Origin of the sequence: Dethiosulfatibacter aminovorans DSM 17477 (genome assembly GCF_900142005.1) — a bacterium.
Taxonomy (GTDB): Bacteria; Bacillota; Clostridia; order Tissierellales; family Dethiosulfatibacteraceae; genus Dethiosulfatibacter; species Dethiosulfatibacter aminovorans.
This window is the reverse complement of sequence record NZ_FQZL01000006.1, coordinates 295,920-312,533: the sequence shown is the minus strand read 5'-3', so window position 1 is coordinate 312,533 and position 16,614 is coordinate 295,920. Positions and strand designations below refer to the sequence as shown.

General features: G+C 38.6%; 16 protein-coding genes. 13 read left to right on the top strand and 3 right to left on the bottom strand.

The features are described 5' to 3' along the window. The first annotated feature begins 5 nt into the window (after positions 1-5). The 9 genes from BUB05_RS04990 to BUB05_RS04950 all read left to right on the top strand — a co-directional run bounded on the left by BUB05_RS04990 (position 6) and on the right by BUB05_RS04950 (position 8,203). On the top strand, positions 6-293 hold the full coding sequence (locus tag BUB05_RS04990; protein WP_073048068.1) for a BMC domain-containing protein: 288 nt from the start codon (positions 6-8) through the stop codon (positions 291-293). A gap of 81 nt (positions 294-374) precedes the next feature. Continuing rightward, positions 375-1,118 carry a hypothetical protein gene (locus BUB05_RS04985; RefSeq protein ID WP_073048064.1) on the top strand — a complete coding sequence of 248 codons (744 nt, stop codon included), beginning with the start codon at positions 375-377 and terminating at the stop codon, positions 1,116-1,118. Between the two features lie 11 nt (positions 1,119-1,129). Next, entirely contained in the window at positions 1,130-1,999 is an 870-nt protein-coding gene (pduL, locus tag BUB05_RS04980; RefSeq protein ID WP_094762715.1) for a phosphate propanoyltransferase, read from the top strand. 18 nt (positions 2,000-2,017) lie between these two features. Further along, on the top strand, positions 2,018-2,290 hold the full coding sequence (locus BUB05_RS04975) for a EutN/CcmL family microcompartment protein (protein WP_073048058.1): 273 nt from the start codon (positions 2,018-2,020) through the stop codon (positions 2,288-2,290). A gap of 35 nt (positions 2,291-2,325) precedes the next feature. Then, positions 2,326-3,666: a 4Fe-4S dicluster domain-containing protein gene (locus BUB05_RS04970; protein ID WP_073048056.1), complete on the top strand. Its 1,341-nt coding sequence runs from the start codon at positions 2,326-2,328 to the stop codon at positions 3,664-3,666. A 19-nt stretch (positions 3,667-3,685) separates the two neighbouring features. Then, complete coding sequence (locus tag BUB05_RS04965) at positions 3,686-4,234, top strand: BMC domain-containing protein (protein WP_073048054.1); 549 nt, start codon at positions 3,686-3,688, stop codon at positions 4,232-4,234. A gap of 296 nt (positions 4,235-4,530) precedes the next feature. Then, positions 4,531-4,911, top strand: coding sequence for a hypothetical protein (locus tag BUB05_RS04960; RefSeq protein WP_073048051.1), 381 nt, complete (start codon positions 4,531-4,533; stop codon positions 4,909-4,911). A 105-nt stretch (positions 4,912-5,016) separates the two neighbouring features. Further along, positions 5,017-7,035: a molybdopterin-containing oxidoreductase family protein gene (locus BUB05_RS04955; protein ID WP_073048050.1), complete on the top strand. Its 2,019-nt coding sequence runs from the start codon at positions 5,017-5,019 to the stop codon at positions 7,033-7,035. A 28-nt stretch (positions 7,036-7,063) separates the two neighbouring features. Beyond that, positions 7,064-8,203: a glycerate kinase gene (locus BUB05_RS04950; RefSeq protein WP_073048047.1), complete on the top strand. Its 1,140-nt coding sequence runs from the start codon at positions 7,064-7,066 to the stop codon at positions 8,201-8,203. A 107-nt stretch (positions 8,204-8,310) separates the two neighbouring features. Here BUB05_RS04950 and BUB05_RS04945 read toward each other — a convergent pair whose 3' ends face one another. Beyond that, positions 8,311-10,221 (bottom strand): ABC-F family ATP-binding cassette domain-containing protein, encoded by a 1,911-nt coding sequence (locus BUB05_RS04945; RefSeq protein WP_073048044.1) that lies wholly within the window; start codon positions 10,219-10,221, stop codon positions 8,311-8,313. A 192-nt stretch (positions 10,222-10,413) separates the two neighbouring features. Between BUB05_RS04945 and BUB05_RS04940 the strand changes: the two genes are divergently transcribed. The 4 genes from BUB05_RS04940 (at position 10,414) to groL (ending at position 14,182) form a co-directional block, all read left to right on the top strand. Further along, on the top strand, positions 10,414-11,055 hold the full coding sequence (locus BUB05_RS04940; protein WP_073048041.1) for a redox-sensing transcriptional repressor Rex: 642 nt from the start codon (positions 10,414-10,416) through the stop codon (positions 11,053-11,055). Positions 11,056-11,157: 102 nt separating this feature from the next. After that, positions 11,158-12,054 carry a DNA-3-methyladenine glycosylase family protein gene (locus BUB05_RS04935; protein ID WP_342747082.1) on the top strand — a complete coding sequence of 299 codons (897 nt, stop codon included), beginning with the start codon at positions 11,158-11,160 and terminating at the stop codon, positions 12,052-12,054. A gap of 192 nt (positions 12,055-12,246) precedes the next feature. Further along, on the top strand, positions 12,247-12,528 hold the full coding sequence (locus tag BUB05_RS04930) for a co-chaperone GroES (RefSeq protein ID WP_073048038.1): 282 nt from the start codon (positions 12,247-12,249) through the stop codon (positions 12,526-12,528). 16 nt (positions 12,529-12,544) lie between these two features. Then, positions 12,545-14,182: a chaperonin GroEL gene (gene groL / locus BUB05_RS04925; RefSeq protein WP_073048035.1), complete on the top strand. Its 1,638-nt coding sequence runs from the start codon at positions 12,545-12,547 to the stop codon at positions 14,180-14,182. Positions 14,183-14,554: 372 nt separating this feature from the next. On the opposite strand, the gene BUB05_RS04915 is transcribed toward groL, so the two are convergent. Together BUB05_RS04915 and BUB05_RS04910 are read right to left on the bottom strand one after the other, a co-directional pair. Then, positions 14,555-14,917 (bottom strand): P-II family nitrogen regulator, encoded by a 363-nt coding sequence (locus BUB05_RS04915; protein WP_073048029.1) that lies wholly within the window; start codon positions 14,915-14,917, stop codon positions 14,555-14,557. Between the two features lie 12 nt (positions 14,918-14,929). Beyond that, positions 14,930-16,174 (bottom strand): ammonium transporter, encoded by a 1,245-nt coding sequence (locus BUB05_RS04910; RefSeq protein WP_073048026.1) that lies wholly within the window; start codon positions 16,172-16,174, stop codon positions 14,930-14,932. Positions 16,175-16,614: the final 440 nt, after the last annotated feature.

Here is a 16,614-nt window from a genome sequence, read left to right as displayed (position 1 = left end):
TTAAAATGGCAGATTCATTACAAGCATTAGGAATGGTAGAGACAAAAGGATTGGTAGGAGCAATAGAAGCTTCGGATGCAATGGTAAAGGCGGCAAATGTTACACTTATTGGGAAAACACATGTTGGTGGAGGTCTTGTTACTGTAATGGTAAGGGGCGATGTGGGAGCAGTCAAGGCGGCTACAGATGCAGGAGCTGCAGCGGCAGAAAAGATTGGAGAGTTGCTTTCAGTACATGTAATTCCACGTCCTCATACAGAGGTTGAATCAATACTTCCAACCCTCGATAAGTAATTTGGATTTCCCTGTGGAAGAATATTCCGCAGGGAAATTGTCATAAGTAGGCAATGAATCCATATTGATTAGGAGTTTAGAATGAAAGTGATGACAGAAGCCAATTTAAGAAAAAGGTTCAATGATGGGGAAAAGAGGAAAATAATTATTGACAGTGAAACTCTAATTACACCAGCGGCAAAGGATTTTGCTTCCGAAAATAAGATTAGTATAGAAACAGCAAATGAAGTGGAATATGAAATAGAAGAAATGCCAGTTTCCAGGGGATGTTCCAGCGAGTACATAAGTATTGAAACCGGCGAAACATTTGATGAAAAGCCTGAGGATATGACTCACTTGTACGGAATGAACATAGTGAAGAAAACAAATAAACAAATTGTTTTCAGAGGAAAGCTAGATAGTCTTCAGGCGAAAATAATAGAAAGCCAACTGGTTGCATATAGGGGAAAACATGAAAAACTGATTGATGATTTGGAAGAAATGCTTCAATTTACAAGGGAAATGCTTTCTGCAGAAGTAAAGGGTACACCACTTGGAGAAGCATATATTATGGGAATGTATGCAGAGAAGATCCGATATGTATCTCATAATATAAAAGCGGTATATGGAATACCTCATCCAACACCCAATTATAAAATGGGTGAATTGTGCATAAGCTTAAACACATTAAGGACAGTAATACGAGAAACGGAACTTATAGCGGCTGAAGCATTTGATATGGAAGATGGAAACAGTAGAATAGATATAGTCAAAGGACTTAACAGATTGAGCAGCTGTTCTTATATACTTCTATGTCGAGTGTTGGCAGGATATTATAAAAATTAAGGATGATGTCAATGAATAATTATGAAATTAAGGACATAGTGGAAAAAATACTAAATGAGATTTCAAACAAGAGAGTTGAAAGAAAGTCAAAATTAGTACCCGTTGAAGCGTCAGCCAGGCATGTACACCTTTCGAGAAACGATGTTGAAGCGCTTTTTGGAAAAGGAGCGAAGTTAACAAAAAGAAGAGACTTGTCACAACCTGGTGAGTTTTTATCTGAACAGAGAATCAAGTTGATTACGGATAAGGGAATTATTGAAAACGTAGCAGTTCTAGGACCTGAAAGGGATGCTACTCAAGTTGAAATATCAATGACTGATGCAAGAACACTAGGATTGAATGCACCTGTTAATCTCTCAGGAAATCTCAATAATGCATCTAGTGCATATCTTGTTGGAAACAATGGAATGGTTGAGGCGGTAAATAGTGTTATAGTTGCAAAATGCCATATACATATGAGTGTTGGTGATGCAAGGGCTTTTGGGCTGGTCAACGGACAACGAGTTAGAGTAAGGATAGCCGGACAGCGGCCAATGACATTTGATGATGTTGTAGTGAGGGTAAACCCTGATTTTACCTTGGCCATGCATATTGACTATGACGAAGCAAATGCATGTGCGCTTGAAAAGAATAATTATGGAACAATACTTGATTTAAATGAAATGAATTGTGAACTGGAAGTTGAAAACTCTGATATTAATTGTTTAGAGAAACAAGAAGATAAAAAGCCGATGGATATTGGAAAGCTCATTACTGAAAGCAAGGCTACTGATCTCATAAAGTGTAAAGGTGAAAATATTGATGTTCCGGCAGGTACAATCATAACCCCTTCAGCTAAGGATATTTTTAGCAGGAATAATAAGATATTGAATTTTGTTTGATGAAAGGAGCGTGTCGCTATGCAGATATGCAAAGTGATTGGTAATGTGTGGGCAACAAGAAAAGAAGAATCTCTTAAGGGTACAAAAATGATGGTTGTAAAGGAAACAGAGACAAGTCAAGGAGACAAAAAGGTTTTTGTTGCAATTGATGTAGTTGGATCTGGAATAGGAGAAAGAGTATTGGTCGTAAAAGGAAGTCCGGCTAGACTTGCGATAGGTCGTGGACGAGATATTCCTATTGACTGTGCGATTGTAGGAATAATTGATTCTCTAGAGATTAGTGAAGATTAGAAAGTGAAAAGGTTTGTTTTACAGAAAGGAATGTTATGAAATTAGTTGATAAAGTATATTGTGCAGGTATCGTGGGCTGTGGTGGAGCGGGATTTCCAACTCATGTTAAGATGAATGCAAAAGTTGAATATTTTCTGATAAATGCAGTAGAGTGTGAACCATTGCTTTATTCAGACCGGTGGATTATGAAAAATAAAGCTCATGAAGTGGTGGTGGCGATTAGTGCGGTTATGAAGGAACTGGAGGCACAAACTTGTATTATCGCATTGAAGAATGAATATAAAAGTGAAATAGAATCATTGAAAGATGCAATTAAAAAGAATAATGCAAATATAAGAATTCATGGAATGAAAAGTTTTTATCCTGCTGGGGATGAACAGGTTGTCGTTTATGAAACAACTGGAAGAATAGTGCCGGAAGGTGGTATTCCTCTTAATGTAGGATGCGTTGTAAGCAATGTAACAACTTTAAAGCATATTTTTGATGCTATAAATGGAATTCCATTTACAAATAGAGTGTTGACAGTCACAGGAAATGTAAAGAATCCTACAATCGTGGATGTTCCAATTGGAACGTCATTTGAAGAATGCATAGAAATTGCCGGTGGAAGTTTGACTAGAAATTATTCAGTTATAGATGGCGGACCAATGATGGGGAAATACCTGGAAGAATCAGATGTCAGAAACAGTCATGTAAAAAAAACCACTTCTGGAATAATAGTACTATCTGAAGATGATCACCTTACAATAAAGAATAGAGTAAGTATAGAAACAATGAGAAAACTGGCTTCATCGGCCTGTATACAGTGTAATTTCTGTTCCCAGTTATGCCCTAGGAATCTACTTGGCCATGGAATACAGCCTCACAGGATAATGAGAAAACTAGCTATGAATACGAGCTTTGAATCAATATTGCAATATGATGATGTAAAGGCTGCCATGCTTTGCAGTGAATGTGGTGTATGTGAAAACTTTGCCTGTCCCATGGGACTTCAACCAAGGACTATAAATAGCGAAGTGAAAAAACTCCTTGCTGAAAATGGTATAAGGTATGGAAGTGAAGTGAAAGAGTTGAAAGAAGATTATTTCCGTCGATATAGAAAGATACCTACAAAAAGGATTATATCAAGACTAGGCCTCAATAAATACTATTTAGCAAAAATTGAAGCAAGTACCAGTTACAAACCTAACAGCGTAAGTATCCCCCTCTCACAGCATATTGGAGCACCATCAAAACCTGTTGTTGAAATCGGTGATTCGGTCACTGAGGGTCAAGTCATTGCAAGCTGTGAAGAAGGAAAACTTGGAGCTCGTGTACATGCATCCATTAGTGGAATGGTTAGAGAAATAACCGACAAGATAGTGATTTCAAAATGAAAAGTTAAGGAGAATTGATATGATTGGAACGATAGGATTTTTGGAACTGAATAGTATAGCCAAAGGAATAGAAGCAGCCGATAGTATGCTTAAAGCTGCTGATGTGGAATTGTTGATGGCTTGCCCAACCTGTCCAGGGAAATATCATGTTTTGATAAGCGGAGAAGTGTCTGCTGTACAGGCATCAATAGAAGTAGGGACTGAAATAGGAGGATCATTTGTAATAGACAAGTGTATAATACCAAGGATTAACAGCCAAGTAATACAAGCTATACAAAAGGCAAGCGAATATGTTCAGGTTAATGCAATAGGGATAATGGAATTTTTCAGTGTTACAGCTTCAATATATGCTGCCGATATAGCGGTTAAAATGTCAGATATAAGTCTCATTGATGTAAGATTGGGGACAGGAATAGGAGGAAAATCCTTTGTAGTATTGAGTGGAGACGTTTCGGCTGTCAGGGCTGCAATAGATTCCGGAGTTGCAGATGAAAACTGTGAGGGTTTAGGAATAGCCAATGTGATTATTCCAAGTCCTAACAGGGAATTGTTTGAAAGTTTACTTTAGTATCATAAATTTATATTACGGGGTTAAATCTGGAATGAGTTGTAATTATTTTTATTATACTCTCTTGTGGGATTTGCTAAGCACAAAACATGGTTATTGGACTGTAAAATTAACCTATTGAACTGACTACATAGTGTGGTTGTTTTTTATAAAGATAAACAAAAAGTCACTAAAAAATATGATATAATATAATGTAGATTGTTTGATGAGGGGGTTGTTTGAACAAGAATTTATTCTATTGACTGACTAGAATCTGACGAATTGTAAGAAATAATCAGAATTATAGGAGATGTTAAATGGATATATTTAAAAAGATGGAACTGATTTCAGGAAATTATCTGGAAAATGATTGCGTTGGCGGTAATGAAGAAAATCCGCTAAGTATTGAATTGCTGAAATTGCAATTGGTAAGAGAAGGAGTACTAAAAGAACTGGATAGAATAACTAGACCGGTGTTTGACAGTTATGTCAACAGTATGAAAGCGACTTTGTTTACAGAATATGACATAGATTTTGAAGAAAAGGATATCTATGATGACTATATTTTACATACATCCAATAAAGGCATACAGGAAAAAATCAATAAGATAAGACGGGTTATAGAAATGCTTGACAACAAAATTATTGATTTGGAAGATGCCATGGAAGAGGAAAAGAAGCACAGGATCTTTGGATGACGGAAATCGGGAACCCTAATTTTAGGGTTCTTTTTATCTGTGATTTTTTGTATTTTGATGATAAGATATTATATTGAGAAAATGAAAGTGATTTTGGAGGATAAAATGACATGTAAACCCGATGGAACGTATACGTCAGTCTGTCCGAGAGACTGTTTTGGAGGCTGTACGCTTAAGGTAACAATAGAAGATGGAAAGATTGTTAAGGTTGCAGGGAATAAAAGCAACACAAATTCTGACGGCTATCTTTGCAGCAAGGGAGCGTCATATCATAAGCGCCTATACCACCCTGACAGAATTACATTCCCCATGCTTAAGGAAAAGAACACCGGGGAATTCAGTAGAATATCATGGGACGAGGCTTTGGACATTATTGCAAGAAAATTGACTGATTCCGTAAGGGATTGTGGGGCTGAATCCATTATGTATATGATGGGCTACGGACATATGGGGAAGCTTAACGACTATGCAAAAAGCTTTTGGATGCAGCTTGGAAGCATAACTTCCTGCTATGGCAGCCTCTGCATGGCGGCTGGAAAGACTGCTGTGAAATATACATATGGTACTGTTATGCAAAATCACAACAGCGATCTTCAAAATGCAAGGCTGATAATCGTGTGGGGATCCAATCCGGCAAATACAAATATACACAGGATGAGAAACATCAAGGCTGCTGTAAAGAAAGGAGCAAAACTTATAGTAATAGATCCAAGGGTCAGCGAAACCATGATAGAAGGTGCAGTACGGATTCATCCTAGAGGAGGAACGGACGGTCTTCTGGCAATGGGAATTGCAAAGATTATGATTGATAGGAACATTTGCAACCATGATTTTATCCATAAGCACGTCCTTGGCTTTGAAGAATATTGTGAAAGATTGAAGGAATATGATTTGGATGAAATATCTGCCAAGACCGGCATAGCCCTCGAGCAGATAAATGAAGTTGTAGATCATATCGAAGAAAATCCCGTATATGCCTTCATTACAGGATCAGGGAAATCCAGATATTCTAACGGCGGGCAGACGGAAAGGTGTGTGTGCATTTTGCCTGCCCTTACTGGAAGTATTGGTGTCAGCGGGGGAGGGTTCTATTTCTCTGATGACCAGAACCCCAGAATAAGTTGGAAAAACCTGCCGGTTAAGGGATATGAGATAAATGAAAACATACATGTCGGGAAAGTTGCTGAAGCCTTGGAAGATGAGTCTTCCAGAATAAGACTGCTTTGGATTGAAAAGGCCAATCCGCTGGTGAGCTCTCCAGACATTACCGGGATGAAAAAGGTTATGGATAAGATTGATTTTATAGTTACAGTAGAGCATTTCATGACGGATACGGCTCTTGATTCGGACCTTGTATTGCCTGCGGCTATGTTTTCTGAAAAGGATGATATATTTTCGATATACGGAGACTCATATATTCAATTGATGCCAAAGCTCGTTGAGCCTCAGGGGGAATGCAAGAGCGAACCTGAAATATACAGGCTCCTGGGAGAAAAGCTGGGGTTTGACCTGGCGTACCTGCCTGTAATAGATGAAGATGCCATAAACCGGCTCATTAAAGACAATAATATCAATACGACTTATGAAGAACTCAAGGAGAAACCTTATCTCTATGAGGGATATAATGAAATAGCTTATGAGGACCTTGTTTTTGACACACCAAGCGGTAAGATTGAGATATTCAGCGAACAAATGAAAAACTGGGGAAAGGACCCTTTGCCTGACTATTGTGAATCTGTTGAAAGCAGGTACAGCAAACCTGAACTTTACAGCAAGTATCCCTTGCAACTATTCAGCAGCCATGCTCCCGGGATGATAAATTCCCAGTTCAAGGAGATGAAGCTGTCCGTTAAAAACAGTGTGCCGAAGGTTCAGGTCAATTCAATGGATGCGGAAAAAAGGGATATTGCAAACGGAGACCTTGTCGGAATATACAACGACAGGGGAGTGATTGAAATGATTGCAGATGTTGGAGATATGGTAAGGGAAGGAGAAGTCCACATATATGCCGGCTGGGGAGACGGTACAGGGGCTTCCGTCAATGTTCTTATTCCTGGAAGGAAAACGGATATAGGCGATGCTACGGCATACCATGACTGTTTGGTGGAGATCGGCAAGGTATGATAATCAAACGTAAAATGGAGGGGATGTAATGAAAATACTGGTAGGTCCGGATAGTTTTAAGGATAGTGTGAGTGCCTACAAATTTTGTGAAATTGCAAAGGAAGTCATAGCGGAGCATTGGCCGGAAGACGAAGTGACTGTTTTGCCTCTTGCGGATGGAGGGGAAGGTACTGTAGAAGCTCTGGTTGCTGGCCAAAAGGGTGAATTTGTTTATGCACAGGTTGAAGATCCTCTTGGAACACTTGTCAATGCACAATATGGCCTTATTGAAGATGGAAAGGTTGCAGTTATTGAAATGGCTGCAGCTTCAGGACTGCCTCTAGTGCCTGTTGAGTTGAGAAATCCCATGGTTGCTTCGACTTACGGCACGGGACAGTTGATTCTTGATGCCATCAACAAAGGTGTTAAGAGAATAATTGTGGGAATTGGCGGCAGTGCAACTTCCGATGCAGGTCTTGGGATGCTGCAGGCTTTGGGATTCAAGTGCTTGGATAAAAATGGCAATGAGGTTGAAAGAGGAGGAATAGCTCTTCTCCAACTGGCGGCTATTGAAAGACCTGTGGATAGAGACGGCAAATTCATCTTTGAAGGAATTGACCTTCTTGTAGCCTGTGATGTAAACAATCCCCTATACGGCGAAAAAGGTGCAGCCTATGTTTATGGCCCGCAAAAGGGTGCGACTGAAGAAATGGTCAGGGAGCTGGATCTTGGTCTTAGAAATTTTGCAGAAGTTTTTAAAAAGTCCTTGGGAGTGGAAGTTGATTCCCTAATTGGGGGAGGTGCTGCCGGCGGTCTTGGGGCTTGTCTCTATGGTGCCTTGAATGGGCAATTGAAGCCTGGATTTGAAATAATCAAGGATCAGGTTGGACTTGAAGACATACTTAAAGAAGGTGTGGATCTTGTAGTTACAGCAGAGGGACAGATGAATCATCAGTCGCTGCACGGCAAGCTTCCAATTGAACTGGCAAAGCTGGCAAAATCCTACGGTTCCAAGACAGTAGCAATAGTGGGAGCCAGAGACATAGCCTTTGAGGAATTCTATGAACATGGAATCATAGGTGTTTTCCCCATCGCTAATTGTCCAATGACCCTGGAGTATTCAATGATGAACGGCGAAAATCTCTTAAGGGACACCCTCGTCAATGTTTTGAGTCTGCTTCACAATTGAAATTAAAAAGGTAGTTGAAATATAAATCTCAACTACCTTTCTTAGACCTTTAAATATCCATGTCGGTCACAAGAAGCGTGAATGGATAATGCTTCTTGTGACCAACCTTATGGAATGCTGTTTTGGCATTCTTCCCACTGGTAGTATTCATCTTCAAGCTGTGATTTGAGATTTTCCAGATTGTCATTTACTTCTTTTGCCTTTATATGATCGTTGTATACTTCGGGTAGGCAAAGCTTGCCTTCAAGTTCGGAAATTTCCTCCTCAAGTTTGACGATTGAAGCTTCAATTTCTTCAATCTTTTTCTTAAGCCGTTGTCTCTCCCTGATGATTTCACGTTCTTTTTTCGCATTGTTTTTAAGTTCTGTCTTGGTTATTCTGTTTTCCGGTTCTTCCTCCATATTCAACATGTTCTTCTTATAGTAATAGTAGTCGTAGTCTCCGAGATATTCAGTTATTCCCATTGAATCCATATCAAATATTTTTGTTACAATCTTGTTCAGAAAATACCTGTCATGGGAGATTACAAGTATCGTACCGGTATAGTCGGATATGGTTTTCTCAAGTACGTCCTTGGAATCAATATCAAGATGGTTTGTAGGCTCGTCCATTACTATGAAGTTTGTATTTGAAAGCATAAGTTTCAGGAGAGATAGTCTGCTTTTTTCTCCGCCGCTTAGATTGTCGATGGTTTTAAACAGGTCATCATTGAAAAAATTAAACCTGGCAAGGTAGCCTCTAACTTCATGTACCTTCAATCTGGGGTATTCATCCCAGATTTCATCAAGAACCGAATTGTCCGGGTTGAGTCCTGAAAGTTCCTGGTCAAAGTATCCTATGTTTACATTGTGGCCGAAGTTGTATTCCCCTGAATCAGAGCTCAACTGACCGGTTATGATTTTTACAAGAGTTGATTTGCCTACGCCGTTTGGACCGATTAAACCGATTTTATCACCCTTGTATATGTTGAAGTCTATATTTTCGAATACTTTCTCATCATCGAAGGACTTTGATAAGTTATTAACAAAAAGAACGTCGTTTCCGCTTTCCAAGCCGGGTGTAAATCTTATGGATATTTTGTTGTTCTCCTCTTCAGGTTTTTCAACCCTTTGAATATTTTGAAGCATTTTTTCTCTACTTTTTGCCTGTTTGACTTTTTTGTCTCTTCCGTTTGACAGGAATTTTGCTATTATTTCCTTCTGGCGCTGTATCTCCTTTTCCTGGATTATGTATTTCTTTCTCTGAAGTTCGAGTTCTTCTGAACGTTTATTGATGAAGTAGCTGTAGTTGCCGTTGTATTGCGTAATGTGCTTGTTGTTCAGAAACAGTGTTTTTGAAGTTACGCTGTCAAGAAAATACCTGTCATGGGAAATCAAAAGCACGGTACCTTTGTAATCCTTGATGAATTTCTCCAGCCACTCAACAGACTTAATATCGAGGTGGTTGGTAGGTTCGTCAAGAAGGAGTATGTCAGGGGAGGTAAGAAGAAGTTTAGCCAGCATGACTCTGTTCTTTTGACCGCCACTGAGTTTGTTGATGTTTTTGCTGAAATCGTCATGTTTGAACCCCAGTCCGTTTAGAACTCCTTTTATCCTGCTCTGATAGCTGTATCCGTCCAGTTTTTCGAATTCATCATTGACTGCTGAATATTCTTCCATTATAAGGGCTACGTCTTCGCCATCTTTGGGATTGCTCATTTTTGCTTCCAGACTTCTTAGAAGGCCTTCCAGATTCATTATATGCTTGAATACTTCTTCTATGACACTGTATATTGTGTCCTTGTCGGAAAAATCATCGATCTGTTTCAAGTACCCAAGTTTTTTTGACTTGTTGACAAAGACTGTACCGTTGTCATAGTCCAGTCTTGAAGTTAAAATATTAAATAAAGTTGTCTTTCCGGATCCATTTAGACCAATTAATGCTACCTTTTCGTATTCATTTATGGTAAAATCTATTTTGTCTAGTATTTTTTCAGCGGAATAAGACATTGTTAGTTTTTTACATGTTATATCAATCATTTTATCACCATCATATAGTATATTTATAAATATGACAGTTGTAAAGTGTATTTATGATTCCGTTATAAGATTTGCTTAAGCAGTATAAAAAAAACGATTGGGGAATTGTGCTAAATTAGGGATTAATATTTTTAAAAGTATTGAAATAATACCCGAAAATTGTTAAAATATTATCTAAGTGGAGGTGTAAGCATGGGGAAAAAGAAAATATCTGATGCTGTAATAAGAAGACTACCTAAATACTACAGATATTTGGGAGATTTACTGGAAAATGGAATTAATAGAGTATCATCGAATGATTTAAGTAAAATGACTGGATTCACCGCTTCGCAAATAAGACAGGATTTAAATAATTTTGGAGGATTTGGACAGCAGGGTTACGGATATGATGCAATGAATCTGAGAGAAGAAATAAACAAGATACTTGGATTGAACCAAAAGTTTAGAGTTGTAATTGTTGGAGCCGGAAACATTGGTCAGGCTGTTGCAAATTATGCTGGTTTCTATGAAGAAGGATTTGAAGTACTGGCTCTGTTTGACAAGAATCCAAAGCTTATAGGATTAAGGATAAGGGACATAGAGATCAAGGACCTGGATGATCTTCCCGGTTATCTGGATGATAACGAAATAGATATGGGTGTAATATGTACGCCTAAGGCTGTAAGCCAGGATGTGGCTGACATCTTGACTTCACACGGAATCAAGGCTATTTGGAATTTTGCTCCTACTGATATAAAGGTAGATGATGATGTAGCCATTGAACATGTGAGAATGAATGAGAGTCTTTACACATTGGCTTATTACTATAAACAAAAGAATGATACTGAAGAATAAAACTCGTGTATGCGAGTTTTTATTTTTTCTGCATTCTGGTTGCTGAACATATATCCCTTTATGTGATGTGATTTTGAATCAGGGAAAATTATGGAGGATTAGGTGATAATTAAATATTATGAGGATAGAGTTGAAATAGAGAATATAAATGATTTTATACCGAGACATGTATTTGACTGCGGGCAGTGTTTCAGATGGACTGAAGAAGAGGATGGCAGCTATACGGGAGTGGCATATAAAAAGGTTGTCAATATCGGTATGTTTGGAGATAAACTTGTTATAAATAACACCAACAAGCAGGATTTTGATAATATATGGAATGATTATCTTGATCTTACCAGAGATTATGGAAGGATAAAAAGTCATATAGATATAGATGAACACATGCACAAGGCCATTGGTTTTGGAAGAGGAATCAGGACACTCAATCAGGATGAATGGGAAATATTGATTACTTTTATTATTTCTGCAAACAATAGAATACCTATGATTAGAAATGCTGTTGAAAATCTTTCGGAAAAATATGGTGAGGAAATAGGGGAATACAGAGGAAGGAAATATTATGCTTTTCCAACGCCGCAGGCAATTGCGAAAGCGAATCTTGAAGATATCAGAAACTGCAAGGTTGGATTCAGGGACAAGTATATTCTAGCTGCGGCAAAGCATATAGAAAAAAACATGGAATGGCTCTATTCAATAAAGGAATTTGACTATGAAGCGGCTTCCAGGGAACTTAAGAAATTGAAAGGGGTAGGTGACAAGGTGGCTCATTGCATATTGCTTTTTTCCATGGGTAAATACAGTGCTTTTCCTGTGGATGTATGGATAAAAAGAATAATGACTACTCTTTATGGCGATGAAATTGAAGGTAATGGAATTGGAGAATTTGCTTCCAGTAATTTCGGTGAATATGCTGGTTTTGCACAACAGTATCTCTTTTTCTATGGAAGAGAAAATAATGTGGGCAAGAATAATGAAAAACGAAGCAAAATGAAATAAAACGAAGAAAAATAACGTAAATCGAAGGTAAATGAGAATAAGTAAGGAAAATATTCATAATCGTTCGAATATACATTGAAATTGCGTTTGAAAGTTTATCTCTATTGAAGTATTATATTCATTGTAAGTGTTAGCACTCGGGTCTGGTGAGTGCTAATAAAATAGAAAATATAAGATTATATGGAGGTAATCATGAATATTAAACCTTTAGGTGACAGAGTAGTGATAAAAATGCTTGAAGCTGAAGAGAAAACACAAAGTGGAATAGTTTTGCCGGGAACTGCAAAGGAAAAACCGTCAATAGCTGAAGTTGTAGCTGTTGGAACAGGAATCCTTAATGATGAGGAGAAAAAAGAAGAGATCAAGGTTGGCGACAAGGTAATAATCGCTAAATATGTAGGTACTGAAATAAAGATGGACGGAAATGAATTTACGGTTTTGGCGCTAAAAGATGTTTTGGCGATAGTAGAATAAGGGCGAGGTGTAGAAAATGGCTAAACAGATTAAATTTGATGAAAAGGCAAGAAGAGCTATGGAATCAGGTATCAACCAGTTGGCTGATACAGTAAAGGTTACTTTGGGACCAAAAGGAAGAAATGTAGTGCTTCAAAAATCATTCGGATCACCATTGATTACAAATGACGGAGTTACTATAGCTAGAGAAATAGAGCTTAGTGATGCATATGAGAACCTTGGCGCACAACTTGTAAAGGAAGTTGCTACAAAAACTAATGATGTAGCAGGTGACGGAACAACTACTGCAACGCTTTTAGCTCAAGCGATAATCAGAGAAGGAATGAAGAATGTTGCTGCGGGTGCGAATCCAATGATTCTTAAAAGAGGAATCCAGAAAGCTGTTGATGCAGCAGTGAAGGAACTTAGAGGTTTCTCGAAGCAGGTTGAAACAAGCGAAGACGTTGCTCAGGTTGCATCGATTTCAGCTGCTGACGAGTTCATAGGAAAGCTTATTTCTGAAGCAATGGACAAGGTTGGAAAAGAAGGCGTTATAACTGTTGAAGAATCAAGGACTATGGATACAAATCTTGACGTAGTTGAAGGTATGCAGTTTGACAGGGGATATCTTTCTCCATACATGGTATCGGATGCTGAAAAGATGGAAGCAAATCTTACTGATGCATTCCTTTTGATAACAGACAAGAAAATCACAAATATTCAGGATATACTTCCAGTGCTTGAAAAAATTGTACAGCAGGGAAGACCTCTTTTGATAATTGCTGAAGATATTGAAGGAGAAGCCTTGGCTACACTCGTAGTAAACAAGCTGAGGGGAACTTTCAACTGTGTTGCTGTAAAGGCGCCAGGATTTGGAGACAGAAGAAAAGAAATGCTGAGAGACATTGCAATCCTTACTGGAGCTCAGGTTGTTTCGGAAGAGCTTGGATACGACATCAAGGAAGCCACAGTAGATATGCTCGGAACTGCTAAATCTATAAAGGTAGACAAGGAAAACACTACAATTGTTGGTGGATCAGGAACTGAAGAAGCAATTGTAGAAAGAGTAAATCAAATCAAGGCTCAATACGAGGAAGCTACTTCGGAATTTGACAAGGAAAAACTTCAGGAAAGACTTGCCAAGCTTTCTGGCGGAGTTGCAGTAATAAATGTCGGTGCCGCTACTGAGACGGAAATGAAGGAAAAGAAGCTGAGAATTGAAGATGCATTGAATGCTACAAGAGCTGCCGTTGAAGAAGGAATCGTTTCAGGCGGTGGAGTTGCTCTTCTAAACACTGTAAAAGCTGTTGAAGAAGTTGCTGCAGAACTTGAGGGAGATGCCAGGACAGGTGCCCTTATAATTATGAGAGCTCTTGAAGAGCCTGTGAGACAAATAGCTATAAACGCCGGACTTGAAGGATCTGTAATAGTTGACAAAATCAAGAACAGTGAACATGGAATCGGCTTTGATGCTTTAAATGAAAGATATGTAAACATGATGGATGCAGGTATTGTTGACCCTGCCAAAGTAACAAGATCTGCGCTTCAAAATGCTGCATCCGTATCAGCTATGGTACTTACTACTGAAGCTGCCGTTGTAGATGAGCCAAAGGATAATGATATGATGGGCGGAATGCCAGGCGGAATGCCAGGTGGAATGCCGGGAATGATGTAATCAGTCTTTGCAAAAGTAGAATTCAAGAAATATCCGAGGATGTTCATTAAGTTTAAAAACTTAATGAACATCCTTTTGTATATTGTTATTTAATGGATAAAAGGGGAGTGGTGAACGCGAAAAAAGATGGCCCTTTGGCCATCTTTTTCTGGGTTTTGATTTGCTTTTTAATATTCCTTAAACGATCTTTTGTTTCCCCGAAATTAATAATTCCTAATACTGTGCTCTTTTTTAGTTTTGTTATATTAGGATGTTTGATTTTACGGCAGTAAATTTTCGGAAGCAGCATTGCCGCCTTATCAAACCCCAATATATTTATTAGATTTCCTCTTGTTTCCCTCTTTAGAGTCTAGTGCTCTTTTATTTGTTAGTTTATTCTTTGTTTGTTATTGCGGCAGCTCCGGATTCTCCGGTTCTGATTCTGTAGATGTTTTCGACCGGATAAACGAAAATCTTACCATCGCCTATGTTTCCGGTCCTGCAAACTTCATATACCTTGTCTACTACATCCTGTACTGGAGTTGTGGCTATTACAACCTCCACCTTTATCTTGGGGAGGAGTTGAGCTGTATAGTCAGTTCCTCTGTACTTTGTAGTCATACCTTTCTGTGTACCTGAGCCCATTACATTTGATACGGACATTCCCTCTACTCCGATATCAACCAAGGCGTTTTTGAGCTCTTCAAATTTATCAGGTCTTGTAATTATATCCAGTTTTGTATAAGTTTCTGACATGATGGAACCTCCTTATTTAATGCCTAGCGCTCTAGGTGCAAAATCAGCATAACTTTCACAGCCGTGCTCTTCGATGTCTAGACCTATTTTTTCTTCCTCTTCGGTTACTCTAAGTCCAAATGCTGCATCGATTGCCTTGAAAATTATAAAACCTGTTGCCAAAGTCCATGCACCAACTGCAATAACTCCTATAGCTTGAACAGTCAATAGGCTGGATCCTCCACCGAAGAAAAGTCCGCCGTCAGTTGCAAAGAGACCTACGCATAGTGTTCCAAAAGCTCCGCTGATACCGTGTACGCCAATTGCGCCTACAGGGTCATCTATTTTGAGAACCTTATCGACAAATTCTATACCGAAAACCATTACGAAGCTTGTGAGTGCACCAGTTAATACTGCACCGCCCATTCCTATTGCATCGCAACCTGCTGTGATTGCAACAAGACCTCCAAGAGCTCCGTTCAATGTCATACTGACATCAGGCTTCCCGTATTTGATCCATGTAAAAAACATTGTTACGACTGCACATGCAGCAGCTGAAAGATTTGTTGTCATGAATATGTGAGAAATGTCTTCGACTGCCATACCTGCAATTGTAGAACCTGGGTTGAAGCCGAACCATCCGAACCAGAGGATGAATACTCCAAGGGCACCGAGCGTGAGACTGTGTCCAGGCATTGCATTGGGTTTTCCGTCTTTTCCATATTTTCCAACTCTAGGACCTAAAACGAAGGCTCCCATCAAAGCTGCCCATCCTCCAACGGAATGGACTGCAGTTGAACCGGCAAAATCACGGAATCCCATGTTTGCTAACCAGCCGCCACCCCAGATCCAATGGCCTGAGATCGGATAGATTATCAAACAGATGAAAAAGCTGTAAACCAGATAAGATTTGAATTTAGTTCTTTCTGCCATAGCTCCCGATACGATAGTGGCAGCAGTGGCACAAAAAACTGTTTGGAAAATTAGAAATGCTGATTTTGGAATGGTTAATCCTAAATGCTCATATGTTCCTGTAGCCATGAGATCCAATGATCCTATTAACCCTCCAACATCGCTTCCGAACATAATTCCGAAACCGATAAACCAAAATACCAATGAACCTACTGAAAAGTCCATCAAGTTTTTCATGATGATATTCCCAGCGTTTTTAGCTCTTGTAAATCCTGTCTCCACCATTGCAAACCCCGCTTGCATGAAGAAGACAAATGCAGCAGCAATCAAAACCCAAATTGTATCAATAGCAATACTATAATCCATAATAATCACTCCTAATTATATTTTGTTTTGCTGCTTCCGAATGCATATTCCTCCTTTCTTTTTAAATGCTTGGATAATATCAGCTAGTTACTAATATTTATGCGAATCCAACAACATTTGTTAAATCATGAACTAATTGTAACACAACCTCTAATGTTTGTAAATAGACAAAACAAAAATAATTTTCGAGAAAACGTTTCCATTTTAAAAAGCGCCGAAAACATTGGTAAAACAGCGTTTTCCTATGATTGACTAAAAGTGACAAAGATAAAAAGAATTGCGCAAAACAGCCAAAAGACGAACGAAAAAACATTAAAAATAAATAACGTTAAGAAAAATAGACGTGCAATCACTGGATTAAATATGCATACCTGCGTATATATGCTTTGGAAATGTTAAATATATTAAATGGAAGTAAAGAAAGAACTATGGTATAATGT

Coding starts and splice junctions, on each gene's coding strand:
- BUB05_RS04955 (WP_073048050.1), top strand. CDS start 5,017: ATGACATGTAAACCCGATGGAACGTATACGTCAGTCTGTCCGAGAGAC.
- BUB05_RS04930 (WP_073048038.1), top strand. CDS start 12,247: ATGAATATTAAACCTTTAGGTGACAGAGTAGTGATAAAAATGCTTGAA.
- BUB05_RS04960 (WP_073048051.1), top strand. CDS start 4,531: ATGGATATATTTAAAAAGATGGAACTGATTTCAGGAAATTATCTGGAA.
- BUB05_RS04975 (WP_073048058.1), top strand. CDS start 2,018: ATGCAGATATGCAAAGTGATTGGTAATGTGTGGGCAACAAGAAAAGAA.
- BUB05_RS04970 (WP_073048056.1), top strand. CDS start 2,326: ATGAAATTAGTTGATAAAGTATATTGTGCAGGTATCGTGGGCTGTGGT.
- BUB05_RS04985 (WP_073048064.1), top strand. CDS start 375: ATGAAAGTGATGACAGAAGCCAATTTAAGAAAAAGGTTCAATGATGGG.
- BUB05_RS04915 (WP_073048029.1), bottom strand. CDS start 14,917: ATGTCAGAAACTTATACAAAACTGGATATAATTACAAGACCTGATAAA.
- BUB05_RS04910 (WP_073048026.1), bottom strand. CDS start 16,174: ATGGATTATAGTATTGCTATTGATACAATTTGGGTTTTGATTGCTGCT.
- pduL (WP_094762715.1), top strand. CDS start 1,130: ATGAATAATTATGAAATTAAGGACATAGTGGAAAAAATACTAAATGAG.
- BUB05_RS04990 (WP_073048068.1), top strand. CDS start 6: ATGGCAGATTCATTACAAGCATTAGGAATGGTAGAGACAAAAGGATTG.
- BUB05_RS04965 (WP_073048054.1), top strand. CDS start 3,686: ATGATTGGAACGATAGGATTTTTGGAACTGAATAGTATAGCCAAAGGA.
- BUB05_RS04950 (WP_073048047.1), top strand. CDS start 7,064: ATGAAAATACTGGTAGGTCCGGATAGTTTTAAGGATAGTGTGAGTGCC.
- BUB05_RS04940 (WP_073048041.1), top strand. CDS start 10,414: ATGGGGAAAAAGAAAATATCTGATGCTGTAATAAGAAGACTACCTAAA.
- groL (WP_073048035.1), top strand. CDS start 12,545: ATGGCTAAACAGATTAAATTTGATGAAAAGGCAAGAAGAGCTATGGAA.
- BUB05_RS04945 (WP_073048044.1), bottom strand. CDS start 10,221: ATGATTGATATAACATGTAAAAAACTAACAATGTCTTATTCCGCTGAA.